Source organism: Haloferax sp. KTX1, from assembly GCF_902410085.1.
Taxonomy (GTDB): domain Archaea; phylum Halobacteriota; class Halobacteria; order Halobacteriales; family Haloferacaceae; genus Haloferax; species Haloferax massiliensis.
In genome coordinates this window covers 313,926-338,099 of the sequence record NZ_CABPRH010000003.1, presented here as the reverse complement: position 1 = coordinate 338,099, position 24,174 = coordinate 313,926, and the positions used below count along the sequence as shown (strand labels likewise).

Sequence of the window (24,174 nt, the reverse complement as noted above, 5' to 3'; positions counted from 1 at the left end):
GGTTGCCGCCCGAAATCCGGTCGCAGTCACTTCGTAACGCTGCGTCGGATTCCGGTCACAGAGCGCTTGAGAAGCCCCACACCGGGCACGCCGTCGCCGACCCAGAGCCAGAAGGCGCTCCCGAGCAACGCGAGTTCGAACGCGACCAGCACCCACGCCTCGGGCCGGCGGAGAAAGACGACGAAGCGGCGCAGGTAGAACCACGTCTGGGCGAAGAAGCCGCCCATCGACGACTCGCTCCCGTGGGACAGCGGCCAGAGGAACGCCCGAATCACGTCGTAGTTCCCGAAGAAAAAGCCGTTGTACAGCAGGTCAGCGGGGATGTGCGAGAGGTAGCCGAGGGCGAAGGCGACGCCGACCGTCGCCGCCCGGTAGCGCCGCGCGACGGCCACGACGACGACCGAGACCGGAACCGAGACGAGAATCGAGTGCGCCACCGAGATACCGCTCGGGAGGACGCCGAACGACCACGCCAGCGGCTTGTCGACGAGGTCGGGGAACTGCGTTCCGACGAGCACCGCCAGCGCGGCCCAGCCGTCGAGCTTCCGGCCGGTCGCCCGCGCCCACAGCGAGACGATGATGTAGCCGACGGCGGCGTGTTCCCACGGGAACATCAGCGGTCGCTCCGGGCGGTCGCGTCCGTGTCGTCAGTTTCTCGTCGCGGCGTGGTGGGGATACGTGTCTGAAACATCTGGGTTGTGGGGCGCGTCGCGGTCGGTCGTGGAGGCGAGAGTTCCGCCCGCGTCGGGTGCGGTGTTAGGCGATAACGGCGCGCGAGCGCCCGGTCAGGGAACCCGAGTGTTCGTCCGGGTTTTGTTATGGCGACCGTAACGGCTCCGGGGTGATTTTCGCGGCCGGAAACGGGCGGCGATTCCCCCGAATGCGGCGGGTAGACGCCGTATAACTACTCCCGCGGGGCGCGTGGCATTCCCAGAGAGTATGCGATACCTGTTCTTCACCAACACGCCCGCACACGTCCACCTCTACAAGTACGCCGTCAGAGAGCTTCAGGCGATGGGTCACGACGTGCTCGTCCTCGGCCGCGACTACGGCTGTACCACGGACCTCCTCGAATACTACGACCTCCCCCACGAGATTTACGGCTCCTGCGGGACGACGAAGTACTCGCTTTTCAAATCGCTCCCGTTCCACTACGTCAACATCTTCCGGGCCGTGCGGCGGTTCAAACCCGACCTCATCTTCGGGATGGGCGGCTACGCGGCCCACGCCGGGGCGGTTTCGCGGACGCCCGTGGTCCTCCTTCTCGACTCCGAGCCGACCTCGCTGGACCACGTCGTCTCCCGGCCGTTCGCCAAGGCGATTCTGACGCCCCACACCTTCGGGAAGGACCTCGCGGAGAACCACTACCAGTTCCGCGGGTTCAAAGAGACGGCCTATCTCCACCCCGACGTGTACGAGCCCTCGGTCGACGTGCGCGCCGAACTCGGTCTCGACCCCGACGAGAAGTTCGTCGTCGTCCGATTCAACGCGTTCGGCTCGCACCACGACGTTGGCCACGGCGGCTTCACCCCCGAGCGCCGCCGCGAACTCATCGAGATGCTGGGCGAGCGCGCGACCGTCTTCGTCCTCGACGAGAGCGAGGAGCGCCGCGACGGCGACCTCGACACCCGCCCGTTCGACTTCCACCCCGCGCTCGTCCACGACGTGCTCGCCGAGGCGAACCTGCTCGTCGCCGACACCCAGACGATGGTCACCGAGGCGGCGCTCCTCGGGACGCCCGCCATCCGGTCGAACTCCTTCGTCGGCGACGACGACATGGGCAACTTCATCGAACTCGAACGGCAGGGGCTCATCTCCAACCGCAAGTCGTTCGACGACGTGATGGCCCGCGCGGAGGAACTCCTCGCCGACGACGGCGCGAAGGCCCGCTGGGCCGACAAGCGCGACGCCTTTCTCGCGGACAAAGTCAACCTTACCGACGTCATCGTCCAAGTGGCGCTGAACTACGGCTCCGTCGAGACGGTGGACTCGCTGACGCGACACACCGTGCCGGCGTAGTCGTCGTTGCGCCATAGCTGGCCTCACGCCGCCGGCGGAATCGAAGCCCCACCCGCTGCTTCCGTCCGCCCCCGAAGACGGTCAATCGACCCATAACTAACCGCCGAACCGTCCAATTTTCGCGCATCGACCGGCGCGCGCCCGCGTCCGCCTCGACGCGTCCGTGACACGGAATCGGAATCCGCGATTCCCCGACCACGACCCGCAGAATCACCAGAACCAACCCATGAAGCCCAAGCAAACACTCCTCATCGTCGGCCCGAAAGGCACCGGCGGCATCGACCGATACATCACCGAACAACGTCGCTACCTCGAAGACCGGATGGACGTTCGCGTCTACACGCGCTACACCGCGCCGAAGGGCGAGGGGCTCGAACTCGCCGCGCGGATGCTCCTCTCGTCGCTCGTCGCCGTCGCCCTGTTTCCCTTCCAGCGACGCCCGGACATCGTCCACGTCCACTCGTCGCACACCTACTCGTTCTACCGCGCGGCGTTCTTCGCCCTGTTTTCGAAGTACGTCTGGCGCGTCCCGGTGGTCTTCCACATCCACGGCTCGTCGTTCGACGACTTCCTCGCCACCGACTCGCGGGCCGTCCGCCGACTCCAGTCGCTCGTGTTCGACGCCGTCGACGACGTGGTCGTCCTCTCGGAGTACTGGCGCGGCCTCGTCTCTCGCCTCGCCGGCGAGGAGAAAGTCCACGTCATGGCCAACGCCGTCGAACCCGCGGAGTACGACCCGGCGTACCCGACCGACCCCGTCCACCTCGTCTTCGTCTCGAACCTCATCGAGCGCAAAGGCATCCGCGAGTTCCTCGACGCCGTCGAGAGACTCGAATCGACGCCCGGCCTCGACTTCGAGGTGAGCATCGGCGGCCGCGGCCCCCACGCCGACCGCGCCGAAGCGGTCGCCGCCGCCTACGACAACGTCTCGTACCTCGGCTTCCTCTCCGAGGAAGACAAACGCGATCTCATCAGCCGCGGGACCGTGTTCGTCCTTCCGACGTACGCGGAGGGGCTCCCAATCGCCATGCTCGAAGGCATGGCTGGCGGCAACGCCATCGTGACCACGCCCGTCGGGAGCATCCCCGAGGTCATCACCGACGACCGCGGAATTCTCGTCGCGCCCGGCGACGCCGAGGAGTTGTCGCGGGCGCTCGCGCGACTCGTCTCCAATCCCGAGGAGGCCGTCCGCATGGGTCGGACGAACCGGGCGGCTATCGAAGAGCGCTACTCGTGGCAGTCGAACGCCGAGGAGTTGGTGGCGATGTACGCCGAGGCGGTGTAGCGCCGAGATCTCCGGCCTCTGTCTTTTTCGTGGGCGTTCCGCCGCCGGCGAATCTCGCCGGTGCCCCTTTGTACGTGTACGTGTACACTATGGGGACGAAGACAATTACCGTGACCGAGGAGGCGTACGAGCGACTCCGGGAGATGAAGCGGGGCGACGAGAGCTTCACTGACGTCCTCCTCCGGATGACCGGGGGAGACAAAGACGTGATGAAGGGCTTCGGTTCGTGGACGGAAAGCGGGCTTCGCGACGCGGTCGACGACGCGCGCGAAGAGTTTGACGACGACTTCGAAGAGCGGCAGGCGTCGCTGTGAACTGTCTGGACACCAACGCCCTCATTGATTACCTTGAGGGCGAACCGGAGATTGCGACGTTCTTGGAGACGAGCCAGCAACCCTACTTCGCGCCGACCGTCGCGCTCCACGAAATCCTCGTCGGCGCCGCGAGACTCCGGGGAGCCGAGGGGTCGAGCGAACCCGCGACGACTTGGACTGGTTGGAGCCGCTTCCGCTGACGTTCGACGGAGCCGCCGAAGCCGCCGAAATCGATGCCGAACTCCACGCCGACGGCGCTCCCATCGGGGCGCTCGACACGCTCATCGCCGGCTTCGCTCGCGAGGCCGGCGCGACGCTGGTCACGGCCGACGACCATTTCGACCGCGTCGACGGACTCGTGACGATCGATTACCGCGCCGCCGAGGACGACTGACTCGTCTCTGCCTCTCACCCGACGTCGCGTCGATCGCTCTGTCCGAGTCGCGTTCGATTTACGCCGACGTTAGCCCACCTGATCTGTGACGAACGTCTGGTGGTGGTGTAATCGGCTCCGTGAAGCTACAAGTCCACGCTTCAATCTCACATGGGGTTCGTCTGAAACTACTCATTAGCTATCCTCTGGAGAAGGACATAATGATGAATTATATCCAAATAATCAAGTTGGAGTGTCACAGGAGGGTTCAAGGGCACTGTCTAGTTAGTGACCTCGTCAACCGGCGTTCGTTCATCAAGCGCTTGATTCCGTCTTTGAACGCTTTAGTATTACACAAATCATATAAAAAATATGGGCACTCCCATGACTACCCGCCCACAAATCATCGAAGCAGTCGACCCGCATTTTGAGGGTGTAAATGATTTTTCGATGAGGTTTCGCTCATTATAACCAAGCCGACCACTCAATCCTAATCGAGACATGGCAGTCTGATAGACGTAGTCATCAACGAGAAATATAGTGTCTGATAGATCGTGTTTCTCCGAGAGTCGATGGAGAAACGCAGCAGGCGGATCAGTCCCATGTGTCCGAACAGTTTGGCGTCAAGAAGCAGTTATAGTAATCATTAGAATTATTTGCTCGGAGGCTGTTGCATGAGAGAGTGAAGCATCTCGACGAGATCTCCGTCGAGGAACTGCAAGACGCCCTCGACAACGTAGACGGGAAGAAGCCGACTCAACGGCTCTTAGCCGCAATTGCCTACAAGAACGGTGTCACGCAAACCGAGCTAGCCGAGTGGTACGACGTGCAGCGGCGAACGATCTACAGCTGGCTCAAGCGACTCGACACCGACGAGTCGCTTGAGCAGGCTGTCTCTAATGCTAAACGAACTGGGAGAACACGAAAAATATCAGATTCTAAGCAAGAAACATTCGAAGAGACGGTTCACGACCCACCTGAAGAGGCCGGGATCGACGCGCCGGCGTGGACGCCGGCGCTCGTCCAAGCGTATCTCGAAGAAGAGTACGGCGTCGAATACTCAATCCCGAGTTGCCGGCGGTTACTGAAAGAAGCGGGATTGAGCTATCAGAAACCACGCCGGAGAGCCGCCGAAGCCGACGAAGACGACCAAGAGGAGTTTCACGATGAGCTCAAAAAAAGCGGCGGGAGATGGACGCCACCATAGTCTGTATCGATCAAACCAAGAAATCTGTGCAAGTTGAGCCGCGTGCCGCGTGGTTTCCGCGCGGCACGCGGCCCTCGGTCGAACTCTCTGGACAGCGTGAGTGGACGTGTTTCCTCGGCGCGATCATCGAAGACGGTGATCGCTTCTTCTCCCGGTTCACTGAGTACGTTACCGCTGAACACGCGAAACATTTCATTTTAGCACTATGTAATGAATTCGAAGATAATCTGATCGTTATGTTGGATGGAGCGCCGTACTTTCAGGCGTCGGCCGTCACGGACCTGGCGGCCCGTGACGATCGCCTTCGTGACGTTCCCATCGTATTCGCCGGAGTTGAACCCTGTCGAGGAATGCTGGAGACAACTTGGCTCTCAGCAACCGCTTCTTTGACTCGCTCGACGAGCTTACAACAGCGATTGACACCGCTCTCGACCAACTCTCTGTGCCGGATATGAGTAATTACTTCTAAACGTTACTATAGTCTTGATTTTTATTGCAGCGCACAAGACTACTCGCTATTGATTTTGACCGCGGTCTCGTCGACCGCAACCCGATTCGGTTTTGCCTCGGGCGAGTTGTGACCACTACCAGCTAGTCGATGTATCCATTGCCAAGCAACTTGGTGAGAGTGTTCAACGTCGAGATATCGAAGAATTTGGCTCTGTTGAAATCCTTCAGCATTGACATTGGTGAGAACTACTCTCCCCACCGGGTCCTACGGATCCGATGCGAAACTAGCTTCTCAGCAAATCGCCAGGTGTAAAGAGGATTTCAACAGAGCCAAGAATTTCTTTTGTCTCTCTGAGTGAACAGCGGGTCGCGTGGAGCTAGACGGCGAACGCCCTGACGAACGTCCCCCAGAACGCTCTGCGTTCTGGTTGCAAACGAGACGCTTTGCGTCTCGTTAACGTCGCCGTTCGCTCACGCTCCCAAGTTTCTTCAAAATCCGTCTCAAAGCACTCGCTGAGTAGGTTGGCGAGTATCTTTCCAAACTCACTCAACGACCTGCTCGTTCCTCAAACTGGCTTAACTAGACAGTGCTGATTCTCCATCTCCTCGGCGTAGAACGCTCGTTTCAAGCGATTTTCCAGTGGGTACATCGGCTGGCTGACAGCGTCTCAGACCCACCGAAGGCGCAGCCGAGGCGGATCGCGGTTGACGAGACAGCTGTCAAAATCAACGGCGAGTGGTCTTGGTTGTACACTGCAATAGACCTCGATACAAAAGTGATTCTTGATGTCGCGTTGTTCAAACATCACGGGACTGATCCGGCGGCTGCGTTTCTCCATGGACTCTGCGAGAAACACAACTGTTCTGAGACTGTGTTTCTGGCCGATGATTTCGGCTATCAGACTGCATTCTCTCGATTAGGACTGAACACTCGAGTCGACTATTCGGAGCGAAACCTGATTGAGAAGTGGTCTCTCACGTTCAAAATGAGGGTCGACCGTTTCCATAATTCATGGGTGGGCAGTCGGCTGAGCGTCCGCCAGTGGCTTGCAGTTTTCATTCACTACTATAATTTTCAGCGACCACATCAATCGCTCAACGGTCGAACGCCAGCTCAGGAGGTTAACTAGACAGTGCCGACTGACATCATACTTAGTGTTCATCTGACCTCTGCCATGTGAGAACACCATATTGTCTGAGTGACGTGGCATTTAGCACGTCAGCAATTGCAAACGCTCTGAGGGAGGCCTATATCTAGTCTTCGCATATTGGAACGGCCCTTACTCATCAACTACCACGATCCGTCTCCCCAAAAAATGTCGTATTATTTTTACTATTGTCTGCAAATGGACAAATATTGCTGTCGACACGGCTCCAGAATAGACAGACAGTTGCCATCATACGGTTCAATGGGCTATTTAATCCTCGAATTCAGATACTTTTGGCCTACCTAAATCGCAAACCCTATATAATTTAGGCCGACCTAAACAAATGATGGAGAATAGGAAATTAACGCGGCGTACGACCCTAACGATTGGAGCCACCGCGCTCGCGGGGCTCACGGGACTCGCCGGATGTACCGGCGTAGCCGAGGAAATCGGGGGCGATAGTGAGTCAACATCACTCCGAATCGCAACTGATTCCGATCCGAGCTCGCCGCTAAATATCTACGTGAGTAGCGGCAGTTCGTTCGACTGGCTGAAGGACCTCGTGTACGACCGCCTGCTCGCGCCGTCGCCGTACGTCGAAGATCCGATGCCCGGGTTGGCGACGGAGACGACGCAGATCGACGAGACGACGTGGACCGCGACCGTTCGCTCGGACGCGACGTGGCACGACGGCGAACCGTTCACCGCTGACGACGTAGTGTTTACTTATCGCTACTTCCGCGACGCCGAACCGAATCGCTACACGCACCACGTGAGCGACGCGCCCGAAATCGAGACTATCGAAGCGGTCGACGACGAAACGGTCCGGTTCGAATGTGCGTACCCCGCGCCGACGCTGGCGGACATCACGTTCGCAGACCTCCCCATCCTCCCGAAACACATCTGGGAGAACGTCGACGACCCCTACACGTACGCTGAGTACCCGGTCGGAACCGGCCCGTACGAGCTGGTCGACTACGAGGCGGGCGAGCGACTCCGGTTCGTCGCCAACGACGACTACTTCGGCGGGACACCGCTCGTCGACGAGCTACTGGTGCCAATAATCAAAGATCACTCGACCATCTTCACGGCGTTGGAGACTGGCGAAGTCGACACGGCAAACGTCGAGGTTCCGCCTGAGGCCATTGATCGGTTCGAGTCTTCGGAGTCGGTCGACGTTGTTCAAACTGATTGGCTTTCGCTCGTCGAAATCCGAATCAACTACGAGCGCGAGCCGTTCGACCAACATGCGTTCCGTGGTGCGGTCTCGGACGCCATCGACCGGGAAGCGATTACGGAGACCGTCACGCTCGGGATGGCGCGCCCCGGCGTCGAGGGCTATCCGCACCCCGAATCGCCGTGGACCGCACCCGACTTGTCGACGCCGTACGACCCCAAGGGTGCTCGGACGACGCTCGACGAACTCGGCTTCACCGACGACGACGGCGACGGCGTCCGCGAGACGGAGGCCGGCGACCCGCTTTCGTTCTCGCTGAAAGTCGCATCGAACCAGCCCACGTGGATTCGCGCCGCCGAGATGGTCGCTGCCGACCTCCTTGAGGTGGGCATCGACGTCGAGGTCAGGACGCTCGATCCCGGTTCGATTGGGAGCCTGTTCGGCTCACGCGACTTCGATATGTACATCAGCGACATCTCGCCGCATGGCGTCGCCGACCCCGACCAGTTCGTCATGTCCCACCGCTCGGGCTACCTCTGGCGGAACGACATCGACTACCCCGAATGGGACGCCCTCTACGAGGAGTGGCGACAGACGACGACCGTCGAGGCCCGAAAGGAGGTGCTCTTCGAGATGCAGCGCCTGTTCAACAGCCAGCCCACGTCGCTCGTGTTGTGGTACCCCGAGCCGCACTGGGGCTACGGCTCCGAGGCGCACGACGCGTGGGCCGAGTCGCCCGGCTTCGGCATCCATCACAAGTGGTCGCTCCTCCCCGAAGACGAACGCGGCACGGCCGTGACCCGGTCGTTCGACTGATCCCATGACCGCGCACCTCCGGGCGGTCGGACGCGGCGTCGTTGAGTACGGTGCGACGCTCCTTGCGGCGCTGACGGTCAATTTCGCGCTCCCGCACCTCGCGCCGGGCGACCCGCTTCGGTACGTCGTCGGGCAGGCAGTCGCCGACCTATCGGCCGCCCAGCGACAGGAACTGCTGGCGACGTACGGCCTCGACCAGCCGCTTCACGCCCAGTACGCCGACTACCTGCTCGGAATCGTGCGCGGCGACCTCGGCTCGTCGGTGATGTTCGGGCGGCCGGTCGCCGCCGTCATCCTCGAACACCTCCCCTCGACGCTCGTGCTCGTCGGTCTCACGCTCGTCGTGTCGACGCTGATGGGGGCGCTCCTCGGCGCGTGGAGCGCGTGGAACGAGGGGTCGGAGACGGACGCGGTGCTCCTGACCGCCCTGGTCGCCGCCAACTCGACGCCCGCGTTCTGGGTCGGGATGCTGTTCGTCTCGGTGTTCGCGTTCCGGCTCGGGTGGTTCCCCTCCTACGGCATCGCTTCGGTCGCGGGGACGACGGGGTTCTTCGACACGCTCGTCGACCGCGCGATGCATCTCGTGCTCCCGCTTGCCACGCTCACGCTCGCCCGCACCGGCGGCATCTACCTCGTTGCCCGCGGCTCGGTCCTCACGACGACGGACGCCGACTTCGTCCGGTTCGAGCGGGCGAAGGGGCTCTCGGAGCGAGCGATTCTATTCAGACACGTGCTCCCGAACTCCCTGTTGCCAATCTACACCCGCTTTACGCTCCAGTTGGGAACGCTCGTCGGCGGCGCCGTCGTCGTCGAGACCGTGTTCTCGTATCCCGGGCTCGGGATGCTCGTCTACGACGCGGCGCTCGCCCGCGATTACCCGCTCTTGCAGGGTGCGTTCCTCGTCCTCACCGTGACGGTCATCGCCGCCAACGTCCTCGCCGACGTCACGTATCCGCTCGTCGACCCGCGAACCAGCGTCACGAACCGGGAGGGCGGCGCGTGAGCGCGACCGCCTCCAGACTCGGCGGCCTCGTCGCCGCGGCGAGCACTCTCTCGCGGCGCGACTGGCTCGTCTTCGTCGGCGCGGCCGGCGTGCTGTCTATCGGCTTCGTCGCCGTGTTCGCTCCGGTGCTCGCCCCGTATCCCGCGGACGTCGCCGTCGGCGACCCCTTCGAAGCACCGAGTCCGGCCCACCCGTTGGGGACGGACGACGCCGGGCACGACCTCCTCTCACTGCTCCTCGTCGGCGCGCGCGTGTCGCTTTTGGTCGGTCTGCTTGCCGGGTCGCTCGCGGTGCTCGCCGGCCTCTTCGTCGGCGTCTCGGCGGGCGTCGTCGGCGGACGGACCGAGACGGTGTTGATGCGCGTCGTCGACGTGGTGTTGACCCTCCCGTTTTTACCGCTGGTCATCGTCGCCGCTGCGGTGCTCGGCCCGAGTCTGGCGACGACCGTGGGCGTCCTTGTCGCCGTGATGTGGGCGCGTCCCGCCCGAGAGCTTCGCTCGCAGGTGCTCTCGATTCGAGAGCGGACCTTCGTGCGGGCGTCGCGGGCGATGGGCGCGTCGCCGACCTACGTCGCCCGCCACTACGTCGTCCCCGCGCTGTTGCCCATCGCGGTCGCTCAGTTCGCAAAGGCCGCGAGTTCGGCGATACTCCTCGAAGCGTCGCTGAGTTTTCTCGGCCTCGGCGACCCGACCGCGCCCTCGTGGGGGACGATACTGTTTTACGCCCAACAGCGAAGCGCCTTCCTCACCGACGCGTGGTCGTGGTGGGTGCTCCCGCCGGGCGTTGCCATCGGCGGAAGCGTGCTCTCGTTTACGTTCCTCGCGCTCGGCATCGAGCGACGAACCGCGGGCGACCGGCGGGCCGCGACCGCCGACGACGACGGCCCGGAACTCACCGTGTTACCGCCGAATTCAGATTCGGCCCCGGTTCTCGACGTGGACGACCTCACCGTCGTCTACGGTGACGACGATGCCGCCGCGACCGCCGTCGACGGCGTGAGCCTCTCGGTCGACCGCGGGGAAACCCTCGGCGTCGTCGGCGAGTCGGGGAGCGGAAAGAGCAGTCTCGCGCTCGCGCTCCTCGCTCTTCTCGACCCGCCCGGACGGGTCGCCTCGGGGGCCGTGACGCTCCGGACCGACCGCATCGACGACGCGGGGGCCGGCCGGTCCCCGACGATGGCCGACTTCCGCGGGGACGCCGTCGCGTTCGTCCCGCAGGAGGCGATGAACGCGCTCGACCCGAGGCGGACGCTCCGCGAACAGGTCGTCGAGGCGGTGGTCGCCCACTGCGACTGCTCCCGCGACGACGCCTGCAAACGCGCCGAAGACGTGTTGACGGACGTGGGGTTAGCCGCCGAGAGCCACGGCCGGTACCCCCACGAGCTAAGCGGCGGGATGCGTCAGCGGGGGGTCATCGCCGCCGCCCTGGCGAACGACCCGGACGTGCTCGTCGCTGACGAACCGACAACCGGCCTCGACACGGTGACGACGATTCGGCTGCTCGACCTGCTGGAGTCGCTCCAAGCCCGACTTGGGTTCTCGCTCGTCATGGTCACTCACGACCTCTCGTCGGTCGCTCGTGTCGCCGACCGAATCGCCGTCGTTCGAGACGGACGTATCGTGGAAGTCGGCGAGACCGACAGACTCCACGAGTCGCCCGACCACCCGTACACGAACGAACTGCTCGGCGCGCGACCGACGCTCCCGTCTGATATCGGCGCACTGCGGGGCGCTCCCGGGGACCCCACTACAATCACAGATTCGAGTCTCGCGGGCGACGCCTACCTCGAATACGACGGCGTTGCGAAGTCGTACGACGGCGAGGCGGTGTTTCGGGAGGTACACCTCCGCGTCAGCCGCGGCGAATCGGTCGCGCTGGTCGGTGAGAGCGGTGCAGGAAAGAGCACGCTCGGTCGTATGACCGCCGGACTAGTCACCCCCGACGAGGGGACCGTCGCCGTCGAGGGTCGGTCGGTCCCGTCGTGGGCCGCGACTGACCACACGTCGCTCGGGCGGACGGTCCACTATCTGTTTCAGGACCCCTACGCCTCGCTGTCGCCGAACCGAACGGTCGGGCGCGTCGTTCGTGAGCCGCTCGACATCCACGAAATCGACGAGCTGGGCGACCGCGACGCCCACGTGCTCGACGCGCTTTCCGATGTCGGCCTCACGCCGGCCGAAGACTACGCCCGACGGCGACCCACCGCGCTCTCCGGGGGCGAGCGCCAGCGCGTCGCCATCGCTCGCGCCGTCGTTCTCGAACCGGCGGTCCTCGTCGCGGACGAGCCCACCTCGATGCTGGACGCACCGCTCCGCCGCGATCTCTTGGAACTCCTGTACGACCTCGTCGCGGCCCGAGACATCACACTGCTTCACGTGACACACGACATCGCCGCCGCCAGCGAGTTCGCCGACAGGCTCGCCGTCCTCGCTGATGGTCGCATCGTCGAGAGCGGCCCCCCGGCGACGCTCCTTTCGACGCCGTCTCACGAGGAGACGCGAACGCTCGTCGACGCGACGAGGGCGCTCCACGCCGGCAGGTCACCGACAGCGGCAGAAGCGAACGCGGCTGACGCCATCGCTGAGAACGCGCCCGCCAAGGGCGACGAAACGCACGCAGAACGATGACAACCGACTACCGATGACGACATACGAATCAACGCGACCGCGACCAGCGACGAACGGCGGCCAGACCGAGGCGACTGGGACGGCACCGCCGACTGGGGACGGGGCATCACCCGTCGGGTTTCTCGACCCTGACGACTGCTTTACGCGCCCGTTCTGTCAGACGCCGTTCGTCCGCGAGTACCTCGTCCGGATCGACCAGTACGACCTGCTTGAGACCGATCTATCCCGATTTGCGGGCGTGGTGGTATCCAGCCACGCCGACCAAGACTACCTCTACCGTCACCGCGACGTGATTCGAGAGTTCCTTGACGCGGGAGGCGTCGTCGCCTTCAGCGGGCACCTCGCGACCCGGTGGCTCCCCGGCGCGGAGCCGTTCGTCCCCCGCGATATCGAGGACCACACCGACTACGTCGTGCGCGAAACCAGCTCGCACCCGGTGTTCGAAGGTGTCTCGATGGACGACCTAACCTACCAGCGGGGTGTCTCCGGCTTCTTCGCCCGCGGGCACAACCCACCGCCGGACCACACGACGGCGGTTCTCGAACTCCCCGGCGGCGAGCCGGTCGTCTACGTCGACGACGAGACGACCGGCGGGACGATTTTCGCCCACAGCGGCAACGACCTCATCGGGTTCGGCCGCCGGGAGACGAGCGCCGCTCGGGTCCCCCGACAACTCGTCTCGTGGATTCGAGCGGAGGCACACAGCAACGCGGCTAACCCGTCACCGGCCCGAAACGGGGAGGAACACCGATGACACGCCTCGCCGCGCTCTACAGTGGGACCGCCCCACAGCGCCGGACGCTCTTGGACTCGGAGTACGCCTGGTACGTCGACGAGGTCGTTCACGTGCGCGACCTTCCGATGGCCGACCTCTCGGCGTTCGACCGACTACTCGTGCCATCACGACTCCACCTCGGCGCGCTCCACGAGGGGCGCGACGCCATCTTCGACTTCCTCGACGGCGGCGGTGACGCGGCGGTCTTCGGCAGCCAGCCCGACCCGTGGCTCCCCGAACTGTCGTGGACCCATCGCCCGACGAACTTCTGGTGGTGGCTCGACCCCGACAGCGACAGCGGCCTTCGGTTCCCGCGCGACGACCACCCGTTCTTCGAGGCGGTCCCGCCCCGCGACTGCACGTGGCACTTCCACGGGGCGTTCGACCCACCCGCGGGCGCGGACGTGCTCGTGACCGACGTCGACGGCGACGCGGTCCTCTATCTCGACCGGGAGACGTGGGCCGGCGACCTCGTCGTGACGACGCTTGACCCGACGTATCACTACGGGTCGTACTTCATGCCCGCCACCGACCGCTTCCTCGCGGGGTTCCTCCCGTGGTTCCGCGATGAGTTCTAACGGACCGCGAACCACCGCGGTGACTGCGGCCGTCGCCGTCGCCATCGCCGCCTGTCTGCTCGTCGGCGCGACGGGTGTCGGAAGCGCGCACCTCGACCACGACGACTCGACGCCGACCGAACCGCTCGAACCCGACGAGGTTCCCGCGTGGTTCACCCCCGCCGTGGGCAGACTTGGTCTCGCCGTCGGCGGTGCCGCGGTCGGCGGGGTCGTCTCCGGGCGGGCCTCGAAGCGGATCGGCTGGGCCGGCATCGCCGTTGCCGCCGCTCTCCTGTCGGTCGCCGGCGCGGCCGACCCCGCGTGGTTCTGACGACGCTTTCGTTTTCTCTGCCCGTCGCGTCGAGCGGACCCATCCGACGACACTCGCCAGACGCCCGCCGCCCGACGTTCACTCGGCGAACGGTATCGTCATCGGATCCATGTCGAGGAGCGCCGTCTCGTACCCCTCGTGACGGGCCGTCTGGGGCGGCGAATCGACAGTTATGGTGAACTCGTTGCCTGCGTCCACCGAGTGGACGACGGCCCCGTAGTGATAGGCGAGGTCCGAGTCGAGCGTCGCCTGGAGGTAGCCGTCGAAGACCGTCTCGCCGTCGCGTGTTAGCGTCCCCGACAGCGCCATCTGAGGTAGCATATACCGATTGTACGGCGTCCGCGGAGAGACGGCGACGTACGTCTCGTCCGCCGTGCCGCCGAACGGCGTCGCGTCCGCGAGCGTCGTCACGACGAAGACGGCGTCACCGCTCGTCGCCGTCCCCCGGACCGTTCCCGGGAGGTCGCGTTCCGCCGGGACCTGCGTGCTTGGAAGCATCTCCATGGCCATCGGTTCGACAGCACCCGCTGTCCCCTCCTCGTCGGTGGGGATGTTCGACACCATAATATCGTCGAGCGCCGATTCGGTGAACTCGAACTCGAAGGAAAACGAGACATCTCCCCCGCTGTCGGCGAGCGCCCCGGTTCGCCGAATCGACGGCGATCCGACACGCACGTCGATGTCGAAGACGCCCTCACTGTTGAGCGCGACGTTGTCACCAAAGTGAAAGCCCATCGGCTGTGAGAGCATGGGCCACGGCGAGAGTTCCGAGACGGTCTCGCCGTCCTGTGTGAACGTCAGTTGCGGGTTGCGGTCCGGCGGAACGATACTCGTCTCTGTATGCCAGACGATGGGCATTACGTGCACGGTGTCCTCGGGCTCGATGGCGACGGTCGTCAGTCCATCGGGCTTGACTAACCAGAAGCGGTGTGGGTACGTGTATGCGAGTGCGCAAGTGTAATCACCGACCGATTGCGTGCCGACCACGTCCATGCCTTCGAAGTGAGTCGGCAGATAGACCGCGTCCGGTCGGTCTTCGACCAACGGGGGCTCGCCGGACGACGCGGTGGAGTCGTCGTTCGGCTCGGTCGCCGCGGCACCGGCGTCTCCGGAGCGCCCCCCGCCGAGGCAGCCCGCGAGACCGCTGACAGAGAGTCCCCCGACCATCCGGAGGAGGGTGCGTCTACGCACGAGGCTCCTCCCTCGCCGAGTCCTCCTCTCCCGTTGACCCATCCGCGGGAGCCGCCGGCGGCAGCGCCCGTAGACGGCGCGGGGGGACGAGGAAGTTCCCCCGCCGTACGGTGCGAACGTACTGCAAAATGCCGTTGTTATTGCGCTGGCCGACAGACGACTTCTCGGCAAGGTCCGTCCCGTTCATTGCCTCTCGCGTCGTCACGAAGTCAGAGATTCCCCGCTGTAGTGAGAGGAAGTGAAGCCCCGCGTGACTACCGTCGGTCGAGTCGAAGTCGCGTCTGAGGAGAAGCGGGCTGTCGCCCTCTCGCGCCCGGGCGACTTTCTGCGTGTGTCCGACGATGCCCGTCTTGCGGGCGGTCTCCATCGTGCCCCCGCAGTCGCCGACGCCGCTGTCGGTTCCGAGGTTATCACCGACGCCCTCTATACGGTCGTTTTGGGCGTGGTACGGGCAGAACATCTTCGCTTCGCGCTGCCAGCGGTCGTCCTGCGTGTACCACTGGTCGAGATTGAGTTTAAGCCGTGAGATATGTTGCGTCGTTCCGCCGGCGAACGGACCCGACTGGATAGTCACACGGTCCTCGCTCGCTTGGTTCTTTTCGAACCCCGATTTGAATCCCATGAACAGCGGCGCGTCTTCGGGGACGCTGTCGGACGGTACGCCGTCGACGTCGGCATTTTGCGCTGGCAGTCCCTTACCGACGAATCCGGTTCGCCGGTCGACTACCTCAAACGCGTCGGTCAGGGTCGCGATTGGCTGGTCGACGCCGTTGAGCGTCGAACGCCCGTCGGTCAGCGCTGTCTCGGATCCGAGGACCACGTTCGCATGATCGCTAGCGAGATGGAGAACGGCGTCCGGTTCGTCGAATACAGGGTCTTCGAAGGGCGATAGCGCCTCCGGTCGCGGTACGTCGACCGTTGAGGGTAGTGGATCGTCGAATCGGTCGAAGTATACTGGCGAGTAACCGACGGTCAGTAAGAGTCCGTCACTGCTTCGCTCGTAGGCGCGCTCGACCCCGCGAAGCGCCGTTTCGACGGCTTCTCTGCCAGTGTCGGTCGGTCGTCCGTCCGACTGGAGGTCAAAATAGAGGAGGAGATGGTGTCTCGGGGCGACAACGTTCCCATAGTCATCGCGTGGGAGAACACGGTTCCACGCATGTTGCTGCACGGGATGCGACGACAGGTCGGCGGGACCGCGCGGAACGTCATCACCTTCTCGACTGAGACATGCGCTGAACGCCGCCACGCCGCCTGCGGCCACGGCGGCTTTCAGGAACGCCCGCCGGTTGAGTTCGTCGCTTTCTGAATCGTCAACAAATGGCGGTACTCTATCCGCTGGGCAGTCGTGAGGGTTGTTTTCTTCATCTCTATCTTCGTTTTGGACGTGTTCATTCTGGTGTGGTCGGTAGCAAGTGTCCTGCTCTGACATCATTTTTTGGTCGGCCTAAAAATGTATAAAACTGCTGAAACTGTGGGGTAACGAGAGTGATTCGCTGGCCTCAACCACAGCTTATCTTAGCGATGTTGATGGTGTGGCGAACAGATACTGCACCGGCTCAACTCACGAGAAGACAGTCTGTCTGTAGCGTGGACTGTGAACTAGTATGACACCGTTCCATATCTCGAATACCGCAGTACGGATCTGACCAAGACGCCAGATGTTGGTCGGTCTAGTGTAGCAGGTCTTGTTTTAACGAAATTCCGGTGTGAAGTGACCTCCAAACCTCTCAAGAACAACAGTATACGTGATCTCTGGTGTATTGTAGTGGGCTTGAACGTTCGAGCTGAGGGGCACTGTCTAATTAACCTCCTGAGATGGCGTTTTTCCGTCGAGCGACTGGTGCGGTCGTTGAACATCATAATAATGAAAGAAAACTGCAAGACTCTGGCGGACGATCAGCCGACTTCCCACCTATGAATTGTGAACACGGTCGACTCTCATTTTGAACGTGTGAAACCATTTCTCAATCAGATTTCGGTCTGTGTAGTCGACCCGGCCGTTCAGCCTTAATCGAGAGAATGCAGTCCTATACCCGAAAGAATCAGCCAGAAAACACCGTCTTTGAACAGTCATGCTTCTCACAGACTCCGTGGAGAAACGCAGCCGCCGGGTCAGTTCCATACGCTTGAACAACGCAACGTCAAGAATTACTTTCGTGTCGAGGTTTATTGCATCGTACAACCAAGACCACTCTCCGTTGATTTTGACAGCAGTCTCGTCGACTGCGACCCGCCTCGGCGTTGCCTTCGGCAGGTCTGCGACGCTGTCAGACAACCGATGTACCCACTAAAAAACTGCTTGAAACGAGCGTTCTACGCCGAGCAGCCGAAGAATCGCTTCTGTCTCTCTAATGAAAGACCGGCAGCATGGAGTCGGACGGCGAACGCCCTAACGGACGTTCCCAGAAACCGGTGGTTTCTGGTGTACGAACGAGACACGAAGCATCTCGTCAACGTTCGAAAGACGCTTGCGTCTTTCGAGCCCACAAAATCGCTCTGCGAGTTTGGGACGTCGCCGTCCGCTCTCTCTGCCAACATTCAAGCGTAGCAGTGTCTAAACTCCGTTGAGCAGGTCTGAGAGTAGCATGAATCACTAGCTTTTCGACCGTGAAAACGCTAGCAAGCACTACTGCCGCCGCACGAATTATCGTGTTCAGACACTCAAAGCGACGGCTCTCGTCGATACTCAAACCCAAGCTGTTCTCGACGTTCATTGTACGACCGAGAAAACCCACGACACACAACTCGGCTGGCAGGTCGCCTGCCGCAACGCAGGCGACCTGCACAGCCTCGCCGCCGACAAAGACTACGACTGGATGCAGTTACGCGAAAAACTACGCGAAGAATGCGTGAGACCGCTGATTAAACATCGCATCTTCCGGCCCATCGACCACGCGCATAACGCGCGGGTCGATGGGCCTCGATACCGTCAAGATCGATGTGTGAGACCGTCTTCTCGTCGATCAAGCGCACGCACGGCGACGCCGTGCGTGCGCGAACGTGGTACCGTGAATTTCGTGAACTCGTTTTGAAATGTGTCGTTCACAACATCAAGCGTGCCGCAACATAGCCAAATCAACCGCTGTATGGCGATTCACCAGAGCCGTGAACTGGAATACCGGTTGGGACGGCCTTGATGACAACCGCGCACAGTGGCATCGAAAACCCACTCCACTCGACGTGTGGATGCGGGCACACGCTTTTAGACTCGTTCGCGGTTGGGGCTGTAAGCAACTCTCAGACTGGTTTGATGACTCTCTTGTGCGCTCTCGGCGACAACCGTCGCGCTGAAGTTCACGCCTTTCAAAGGGAAGCCATGCATTGGACTGTCGTGCAGACGCCCTCCCCTCACGAGAGTGCGTCGAGATGAACGCTCAGCGAATCGTCGCCGACACCGTCAGGAACGGTTACCGCAACCTCGTCGGCACGGTTGTAGTGAGCGTGTTGGTTTCGCTCTCCGTACTGCCCCTCGTGGCCATGCTCTTCGTCGGGTCACCGCTCGCGGTCCTTACTGGACTGTGGGCGACCACATTGCTCTCCGGTGTCGGCCTCGTCGTTGGATTCCGGTTCGCGTCGACGGTCGCCGAACGGGGCGTTTCAGTCCCAATCTGGTCCGAAGTTCGGGCCGGCGTCGAGGCCCCTCGAACCGGACTGTTACTGGGCGGACTTACATTTCTCGTCGTGCTCGTCTCAATCGGTCTCATGACGATTGTCCCAGCCGGGCTAGCCCCCTACGCCACTGGCGTTGCCGCGTCCGCGTTGGCCTGCTGGTATCTAGTCGTCGGGTTCGCCAGCCCGGAACTCGCTGCGCTGGCCCCCTTGAGAACCGCGCTCCGAGCGAGTCTCGCGCGACTACTGAGCGCGCCATCGGCAGTCGTCCTCTTCACGATTGTCTCCCTTGCGTGTACGCTTGTCGCGGGCGTGACGGTCGTCACAGTTGGCTTCTTCCTTCCGGGAATTCTCTGTCTACTGGCCGCTCACGTTACCGTTGCCGTCGATGAAGACCGGGACGCCGCGTCCGTTTGAGCCTACGCCGTCGACTCGCGGTCGTCGTCTTCGTTTTGCACGATGACTGACGCGTGGTGCTCGCTCTCGACCGTGGCGACCCTGACGATATCGGTCCCAACCAGTTGGACGAATCCCGGGAGAACGAGAATCGGCGCAATGACGAGCGGAACCGCAAGTAGCGTCCACCCGATCGACTGAACGAGAATCCACCCGGCGGCCACCGGTTCTTCGAGGATGAGGGTCGCGGCATCAACGAACGCATCGCGGACGTCACGTGAATTCTCGAAGGCGGCCCACAGTGTCAGGACATAGATTACGAACACGAACCACGCAACCACGAGATAGACGCCCAGCATCGAGACTGCGAGACTAACCACGTCGCTCCCGGGGAGCGACAGGAGCGTGAGCGCGACGACGGACACGACGAACGTGCCCACGCCGATGGCTGGTCCGATACGCCGTGCGTCTCGCAGTCCCTCCCAGAAGTAATCGGTCCCCAGCGAGACTTCACGTTCGAGGATGACGATCATCAACCGCGCGCCGCCCGCTCCAACGAATCCCAGCATGAACGAGGAGAGCCAGAGGCCGGCGAGCGCGCCCAGTACACCCGCGACGAGCAGCCCCGTCAGGAACGGGAGCAACGAGACCGTCACCCCGACGCTGACCAGCACGACTGCGAAGGGATTACGTATCGTCAGCCGCGCGCTCCTGACGACCGAACTAGCGTATTTCATACTACCCGTCCATCGGCCAGATTCAATACTGCTACGGTTGCGTAACCGCCACCCCGACCGGAGCACGGTCGTAGATGCGCCGACTGCGGCCGGTTCATCGCTCAGACTCCGCCCCAGTCGTCCCGGAATGCGTTGTATCCCGACGGACCGTCGCGGGCCACTGCTTGCAGCGGGTCTGAGTCTCCAGCGTGTGCGTCGCCCCACTCGTCAAGGACGTCGCGGAGTTCCGTCGCGACGTCGCCGTGCTCATCGATCACGTTCTCTTGTTCCCACGGGTCGTTGTTCATGTCGAACAACTGTTCTTCCGGAATCACGCTGTCCCACATCCCGGGGTGGTACGTCTTAATGTACTTCCACTGGTCGGAACGGACGGCCCGCTGAGCGGTGTAGAGGCCGTGGTCGACTACGATGTGGTCCCGCCACGACTCCTCGGTCCCCTCGACGAGCCCTCGAAGCGACCGACCTTGCCACCGGGCAGGACGTTCGAGACCTGCGTAGTCGGCAATCGTTGGGGCGATATCGACGTTCGTGACGAGTTCGGTGCGGACAGCATGCTCCCTCGACGCGTCAGCTGGTGGTTTCACGATGAGTGGGACGTGCTGGGTCCCGTCGTGCGTGCTCCAGTGTTCGCGGTAGAGGCCGTGTTCGCCGAACTCTTCGCCGTGGTCCGCCGAGAGAACGATAGTCGTGTCCTCGTACAGTCCCAGCGATTTCAGTCGTTCGAGCAGGAGTCCGACCTGCTCGTCTGCATGCCTGATTTCGGCGTCGTAGTGGGAGAGCATCTCGTCGAGTGCCGCCTTGTCCTCGATGCCCATGTGCGTGGCCGAGTGCCAGGCGTCCCACCCCTGGTGTCGCTCGATTTCGTCTTCCGTCGGATAGGGATGCGGGTCGAGGTCGCGGAACCGCTCTATCTGTTCGTCCGTACGGTTGTACGGCGTGTGGGGGTCCCACATCTGGACGTAAAGGAACGTCTCGTCGTCGACGCCGCGGTCGAGGACCTCCAGCGCACGGTCGATGACGTACTCCGCCTCGATGGCTTGGAAGATATCGGTGTTCGGCGACCGAGGCTGGTGGTACTCCGACCACACGTGGTAGAACCACGGTGCGGGGTGCTGCGGAAACGAACCGATGCCGACCGACCGCTGGCCGTTCTCGTAGAACAGTTCCGGGAGCGTGTTCCACTCTTCGACCGGGAGCGCTTCGCCCGGCCCGCCGGCCCAATCGACCATCGTCGCCGGATGCCGGAGCTGCTGTGACGCCTTCCCGTGCGTCTCGACTCCGTTATCGACGCCGTATCGACCCGTAATCGTTCCCGCCCTTGACGGGATACACGGGGAGTTCGCGCAGTACGCCCGCTCGAATACGACGCCGTCGGCCGCAAGTGCGTCGATGTTCGGCGTGGTCTCTCCCTTGTAGCCGTACGCACCGACGTGGTCCGGACGAAGCGAATCGATGTCTATGTAGAGAGTTGGCACGGTCGCACAGAGTGAGCCATCTCGCTTGAATGTTCTGCCTGTTCAGCGGAAACCGCCCCCACGAAGGGGAACCGGGGCCTCCGTCACGAACGGTGCGTTCGACCGGCAGATTGATGACCTCGACGCGACTGTCTCGACTCGATGCCACGAGACGACTTCCCGCGGCTTGGACTAGGGACATACTCCGACGACCACCGCGAACAGTGGCGCGACAACGTCCGGACAGCGCTCGACGTGGGCTTCCGACACGTCGACACCGCGCAGGTGTACGAGAACGAACAGTACGTCGGCGAGGGGATCCGCGACTCTGACGTGGCCCGCGACGACATCTGGCTCTCGACGAAGACCGTCCACCACGACGTGCCGTCTTCGACAGAGCAGGTTCCCGCGGCCATCGACGGCTGTCTCGACCGGCTCGGTGTCGATTACGTCGACCTGTTGTACGTCCACTGGCCGTCCGGAATCTACGACCACGAGGCCGTCCTCCCCGCGTACGACGATGCCTACGAGACCGGCAAGACTCGGTACATCGGGCTCTCGAACTTCACGCCCGAACTCCTCGACGAGGCGATGGATACCCTCGACGCACCGCTGTACGCCCACCAAGCCGAGATGCATCCGTTGCTCCCGCAACGAGAGCTAGTTGCCCACGCGCAAGAACACGACTACACCTTCGTCGCGTACTCGCCGCTCGGGCAGGGGTCGGTGTTCGACGTCCCCGAACTCGTCGAGGTGGCGGAGAAACACGACGCCACGCCGGCACAGGTGAGTCTGGCGTGGATACTCTCACACGACAACGTCGCCGCCATTCCGAAAGCCAGCAGCCGTGAGCACATGGCTCAGAATCTCGCGGCGCGGGACCTCGATTTGGACGAGGAGGATATCGCGCTGATCGACTCTATCGACCGCCACCACCGGGCCATCGATCCCGACCACGGTCCGTGGAACTGGGACGACGCGACGCACGGATAGCGCCCCCACACCTCGGGCGGGCGCGTTCACCACCCGAAACTATAACCCGCTACCGAGGGACCCGCAGGTATGGAGTACACCACCTTAGGTACTACCGGCGTGACCGTCAGTCAGCTCTGTCTGGGTTGCATGAGCTTCGGCAGCGGTCGCGAATGGATGCTGTCGGAAGACGAAAGTCACGAGATAATCGACCGCGCCATCGAACTCGGAATCAACTTCTTCGACACGGCCAACGTCTATTCGACCGGCGAGAGCGAGGAGATCCTCGGCTCGGCGCTCGAGGAGTACGACCGGGACGAGCAAGTCGTCGCCACGAAGGTGTACGGTGAGATGGGCGACGACCCGAATCAACAGGGACTCTCCCGCAAATCTATCGAACAGGAGCTGTCCGACTCGCTGGACCGCCTCGGGATGGACACCGTCGACCTCTACCAGATTCACCGTTGGGACTACGATACACCGATCGAGACCACGATGCGGGCGCTCGACGATGCTGTTCGGCGCAATCAGGTGCGCTACATCGGCGCGTCCTCGATGTGGGCCCACCAGTTCGCCGACGCGCTCCACACGAGCGAGCGACTCAACCTGGAGCGGTTCGTCACCATGCAGAACCATTACAACCTCGTCTATCGCGAAGAGGAACGTGAGATGCTCCCGCTCTGTGAACGGGAGGACGTCGGGGTGCTCCCGTGGAGTCCGCTGGCCGGTGGCTATCTCGCCCGGCCGCACGAGGAACTCGAAACGACGACTCGCGGCGAGGAAGTCGAGAGCTACGGGCACGGCTACCACGAGAACGGCGGGCAAGAGGTCAACGAACGAGTCGAGGAACTAGCCGATGACAAGGGAGTTACGATGGCTCAGATCGGGTTGTCGTGGCTGCTGCACAAAGACTGGGTCGACGCGCCCATAATCGGAACGACGAGTATCGAACACCTTGAAGACGCCGTCGAAGCGGTCGACATCTCACTGTCGAACTCCGAGATGGAGTATCTCGAGGAGCCCTACGAACCGATTGCCGTCTCGGGCCACGAATAGCGCGCCATCCGACTGTCGCGTTTTCTCGGTCCTCGCACTCTTCGCTTTCGATGCACACCTTGGCTCGGACTCGGAGTGACGAGTATCGCTGGCCGCGATGGAGTCTCCTCTCGGGTGAGTATCAGGTTTCGGCGTGACGAGTTGGTCGTGCTGTGCGGACCACAGCCAGAATTCACTCATATTCCGACATTGCCGGATAACACTGTGTCTCATGGTTGCATACGCCACAGAGTAGCCGATAGTAAATTACGTAACTACGCTTGTAATTGCCAACGGCGTCCAGATTATTACCTCTCTCAGTAAAATAAAACCACTCCAGCAATCGAGGCCGACTGAGATTGATTTTCGCACACAAATTCCCCAGGACACCCATCTCAACAGTTCTCTCCGTCGAGCGCTCGCGCAGAGACAATTACGATCATTCGTGATTAACATGATAATCCGTCCGGCATTACCGAAATTTGGGGAACACTACGCCCATCCCGTCTGTCCGTAGTGGTCGTGGCGCGCGACGAACGTGCTGACCATCCGGACCATCATCGGCACACTTGACGACAATCCACGTCCAGTACACCCCATCTGAGCGGTTCGTTGTACACCTGTTCGTGAGGAGACCCGATTTCGCGCCTGACGCCGAAAGCGGTCGTCACCGACCGTTTCCGCGGCTACTGCCTCTG

The 24,174-nt window shown here is 62.5% G+C and carries 21 protein-coding genes and 5 pseudogenes; 17 read left to right on the top strand and 9 right to left on the bottom strand.

Annotated features, from left to right (window positions below; translation table 11 throughout):
• Positions 1-26: 26 nt before the first annotated feature.
• Positions 27-614 (bottom strand): metal-dependent hydrolase, encoded by a 588-nt coding sequence (locus FY251_RS07790; RefSeq protein WP_148414197.1) that lies wholly within the window; start codon positions 612-614, stop codon positions 27-29.
• Positions 615-939: 325 nt separating this feature from the next.
• On the opposite strand from FY251_RS07790, the gene FY251_RS07785 reads away from it, so the two are divergent.
• From FY251_RS07785 to FY251_RS23065, 5 genes are all read left to right on the top strand, one after another.
• Entirely contained in the window at positions 940-2,019 is a 1,080-nt protein-coding gene (locus FY251_RS07785) for a DUF354 domain-containing protein (protein ID WP_148414196.1), read from the top strand.
• A gap of 226 nt (positions 2,020-2,245) precedes the next feature.
• Positions 2,246-3,304 carry a glycosyltransferase family 4 protein gene (locus FY251_RS07780; RefSeq protein WP_148414195.1) on the top strand — a complete coding sequence of 353 codons (1,059 nt, stop codon included), beginning with the start codon at positions 2,246-2,248 and terminating at the stop codon, positions 3,302-3,304.
• 89 nt (positions 3,305-3,393) lie between these two features.
• Positions 3,394-3,618 carry an antitoxin VapB family protein gene (locus FY251_RS07775; RefSeq protein WP_148414194.1) on the top strand — a complete coding sequence of 75 codons (225 nt, stop codon included), beginning with the start codon at positions 3,394-3,396 and terminating at the stop codon, positions 3,616-3,618.
• Positions 3,615-3,818 carry a hypothetical protein gene (locus FY251_RS23070; protein ID WP_255516637.1) on the top strand — a complete coding sequence of 68 codons (204 nt, stop codon included), beginning with the start codon at positions 3,615-3,617 and terminating at the stop codon, positions 3,816-3,818. Before FY251_RS07775 ends, FY251_RS23070 begins: the two co-directional genes overlap by 4 nt.
• Complete coding sequence (locus tag FY251_RS23065; RefSeq protein ID WP_255516636.1) at positions 3,791-4,012, top strand: PIN domain-containing protein; 222 nt, start codon at positions 3,791-3,793, stop codon at positions 4,010-4,012. The genes FY251_RS23070 and FY251_RS23065 overlap by 28 nt, the downstream gene beginning before the upstream one ends.
• Before the next feature lie 260 nt (positions 4,013-4,272).
• Here the strand turns inward: FY251_RS23065 and FY251_RS07765 are convergent.
• Positions 4,273-4,625 (bottom strand): annotated as a pseudogene (locus FY251_RS07765) (IS6 family transposase); the annotation flags it as partial.
• A gap of 48 nt (positions 4,626-4,673) precedes the next feature.
• Between FY251_RS07765 and FY251_RS07760 the strand changes: the two are divergent.
• Positions 4,674-5,667: pseudogene (locus FY251_RS07760) on the top strand (IS630 family transposase).
• A 42-nt stretch (positions 5,668-5,709) separates the two neighbouring features.
• On the opposite strand, the pseudogene FY251_RS24220 reads toward FY251_RS07760, so the two are convergent.
• Positions 5,710-6,181 (bottom strand): annotated as a pseudogene (locus tag FY251_RS24220) (hypothetical protein); the annotation flags it as partial.
• 51 nt (positions 6,182-6,232) lie between these two features.
• Between FY251_RS24220 and FY251_RS07750 the strand changes: the two are divergent.
• From FY251_RS07750 to FY251_RS07720, 7 genes and pseudogenes are all read left to right on the top strand, one after another.
• A pseudogene (locus FY251_RS07750) lies at positions 6,233-6,778 on the top strand (IS6 family transposase); the annotation flags it as partial.
• 541 nt (positions 6,779-7,319) lie between these two features.
• Positions 7,320-8,789, top strand: coding sequence for an ABC transporter substrate-binding protein (locus FY251_RS07745; RefSeq protein WP_255516635.1), 1,470 nt, complete (start codon positions 7,320-7,322; stop codon positions 8,787-8,789).
• A gap of 4 nt (positions 8,790-8,793) precedes the next feature.
• Positions 8,794-9,792 (top strand): ABC transporter permease, encoded by a 999-nt coding sequence (locus FY251_RS07740; protein ID WP_148414192.1) that lies wholly within the window; start codon positions 8,794-8,796, stop codon positions 9,790-9,792.
• Complete coding sequence (locus FY251_RS07735) at positions 9,789-12,419, top strand: ATP-binding cassette domain-containing protein (protein ID WP_148414191.1); 2,631 nt, start codon at positions 9,789-9,791, stop codon at positions 12,417-12,419. The genes FY251_RS07740 and FY251_RS07735 overlap by 4 nt, the downstream gene beginning before the upstream one ends.
• Before the next feature lie 13 nt (positions 12,420-12,432).
• The gene (locus tag FY251_RS07730) at positions 12,433-13,173 is read left to right on the top strand and encodes a phosphate starvation-inducible protein PhoH (RefSeq protein ID WP_148414190.1); all 741 of its coding nucleotides are present in this window, start codon (positions 12,433-12,435) and stop codon (positions 13,171-13,173) included.
• Positions 13,170-13,772, top strand: coding sequence for a hypothetical protein (locus FY251_RS07725; RefSeq protein ID WP_148414189.1), 603 nt, complete (start codon positions 13,170-13,172; stop codon positions 13,770-13,772). The genes FY251_RS07730 and FY251_RS07725 overlap by 4 nt, the downstream gene beginning before the upstream one ends.
• Entirely contained in the window at positions 13,762-14,082 is a 321-nt protein-coding gene (locus FY251_RS07720; protein WP_148414188.1) for a hypothetical protein, read from the top strand. Before FY251_RS07725 ends, FY251_RS07720 begins: the two co-directional genes overlap by 11 nt.
• A 78-nt stretch (positions 14,083-14,160) precedes the next feature.
• On the opposite strand, the gene FY251_RS07715 is transcribed toward FY251_RS07720, so the two are convergent.
• From FY251_RS07715 to FY251_RS23360, 4 genes are all read right to left on the bottom strand, one after another.
• On the bottom strand, positions 14,161-15,273 hold the full coding sequence (locus FY251_RS07715; protein WP_148414187.1) for a hypothetical protein: 1,113 nt from the start codon (positions 15,271-15,273) through the stop codon (positions 14,161-14,163).
• Complete coding sequence (locus FY251_RS07710; RefSeq protein ID WP_148414253.1) at positions 15,266-16,534, bottom strand: Dyp-type peroxidase domain-containing protein; 1,269 nt, start codon at positions 16,532-16,534, stop codon at positions 15,266-15,268. The genes FY251_RS07715 and FY251_RS07710 overlap by 8 nt, the downstream gene beginning before the upstream one ends.
• 537 nt (positions 16,535-17,071) lie before the next feature.
• A complete protein-coding gene (locus tag FY251_RS23365) occupies positions 17,072-17,185 on the bottom strand; it encodes an integrase core domain-containing protein (RefSeq protein WP_369333706.1) in 114 nt (37 codons plus the stop codon).
• Positions 17,186-17,455 (bottom strand): DDE-type integrase/transposase/recombinase, encoded by a 270-nt coding sequence (locus FY251_RS23360; protein ID WP_369333707.1) that lies wholly within the window; start codon positions 17,453-17,455, stop codon positions 17,186-17,188.
• Between the two features lie 445 nt (positions 17,456-17,900).
• Here FY251_RS23360 and FY251_RS07700 point away from each other — a divergent pair.
• Together FY251_RS07700 and FY251_RS07695 are read left to right on the top strand one after the other, a co-directional pair.
• Positions 17,901-18,343 (top strand): annotated as a pseudogene (locus tag FY251_RS07700) (transposase); the annotation flags it as partial.
• A 296-nt stretch (positions 18,344-18,639) separates the two neighbouring features.
• Positions 18,640-19,299 (top strand): hypothetical protein, encoded by a 660-nt coding sequence (locus FY251_RS07695; RefSeq protein ID WP_148414186.1) that lies wholly within the window; start codon positions 18,640-18,642, stop codon positions 19,297-19,299.
• A gap of 2 nt (positions 19,300-19,301) precedes the next feature.
• On the opposite strand, the gene FY251_RS07690 is transcribed toward FY251_RS07695, so the two are convergent.
• Together FY251_RS07690 and FY251_RS07685 are read right to left on the bottom strand one after the other, a co-directional pair.
• Positions 19,302-20,015 carry a hypothetical protein gene (locus FY251_RS07690; protein WP_148414185.1) on the bottom strand — a complete coding sequence of 238 codons (714 nt, stop codon included), beginning with the start codon at positions 20,013-20,015 and terminating at the stop codon, positions 19,302-19,304.
• Between the two features lie 101 nt (positions 20,016-20,116).
• Complete coding sequence (locus FY251_RS07685; protein WP_148414184.1) at positions 20,117-21,490, bottom strand: sulfatase; 1,374 nt, start codon at positions 21,488-21,490, stop codon at positions 20,117-20,119.
• A gap of 141 nt (positions 21,491-21,631) precedes the next feature.
• On the opposite strand from FY251_RS07685, the gene FY251_RS07680 reads away from it, so the two are divergent.
• Together FY251_RS07680 and FY251_RS07675 are read left to right on the top strand one after the other, a co-directional pair.
• Positions 21,632-22,462 (top strand): aldo/keto reductase, encoded by an 831-nt coding sequence (locus tag FY251_RS07680; protein WP_148414183.1) that lies wholly within the window; start codon positions 21,632-21,634, stop codon positions 22,460-22,462.
• Positions 22,463-22,531: 69 nt separating this feature from the next.
• Positions 22,532-23,497, top strand: coding sequence for an aldo/keto reductase (locus FY251_RS07675; protein ID WP_148414182.1), 966 nt, complete (start codon positions 22,532-22,534; stop codon positions 23,495-23,497).
• Positions 23,498-24,174: the final 677 nt, after the last annotated feature.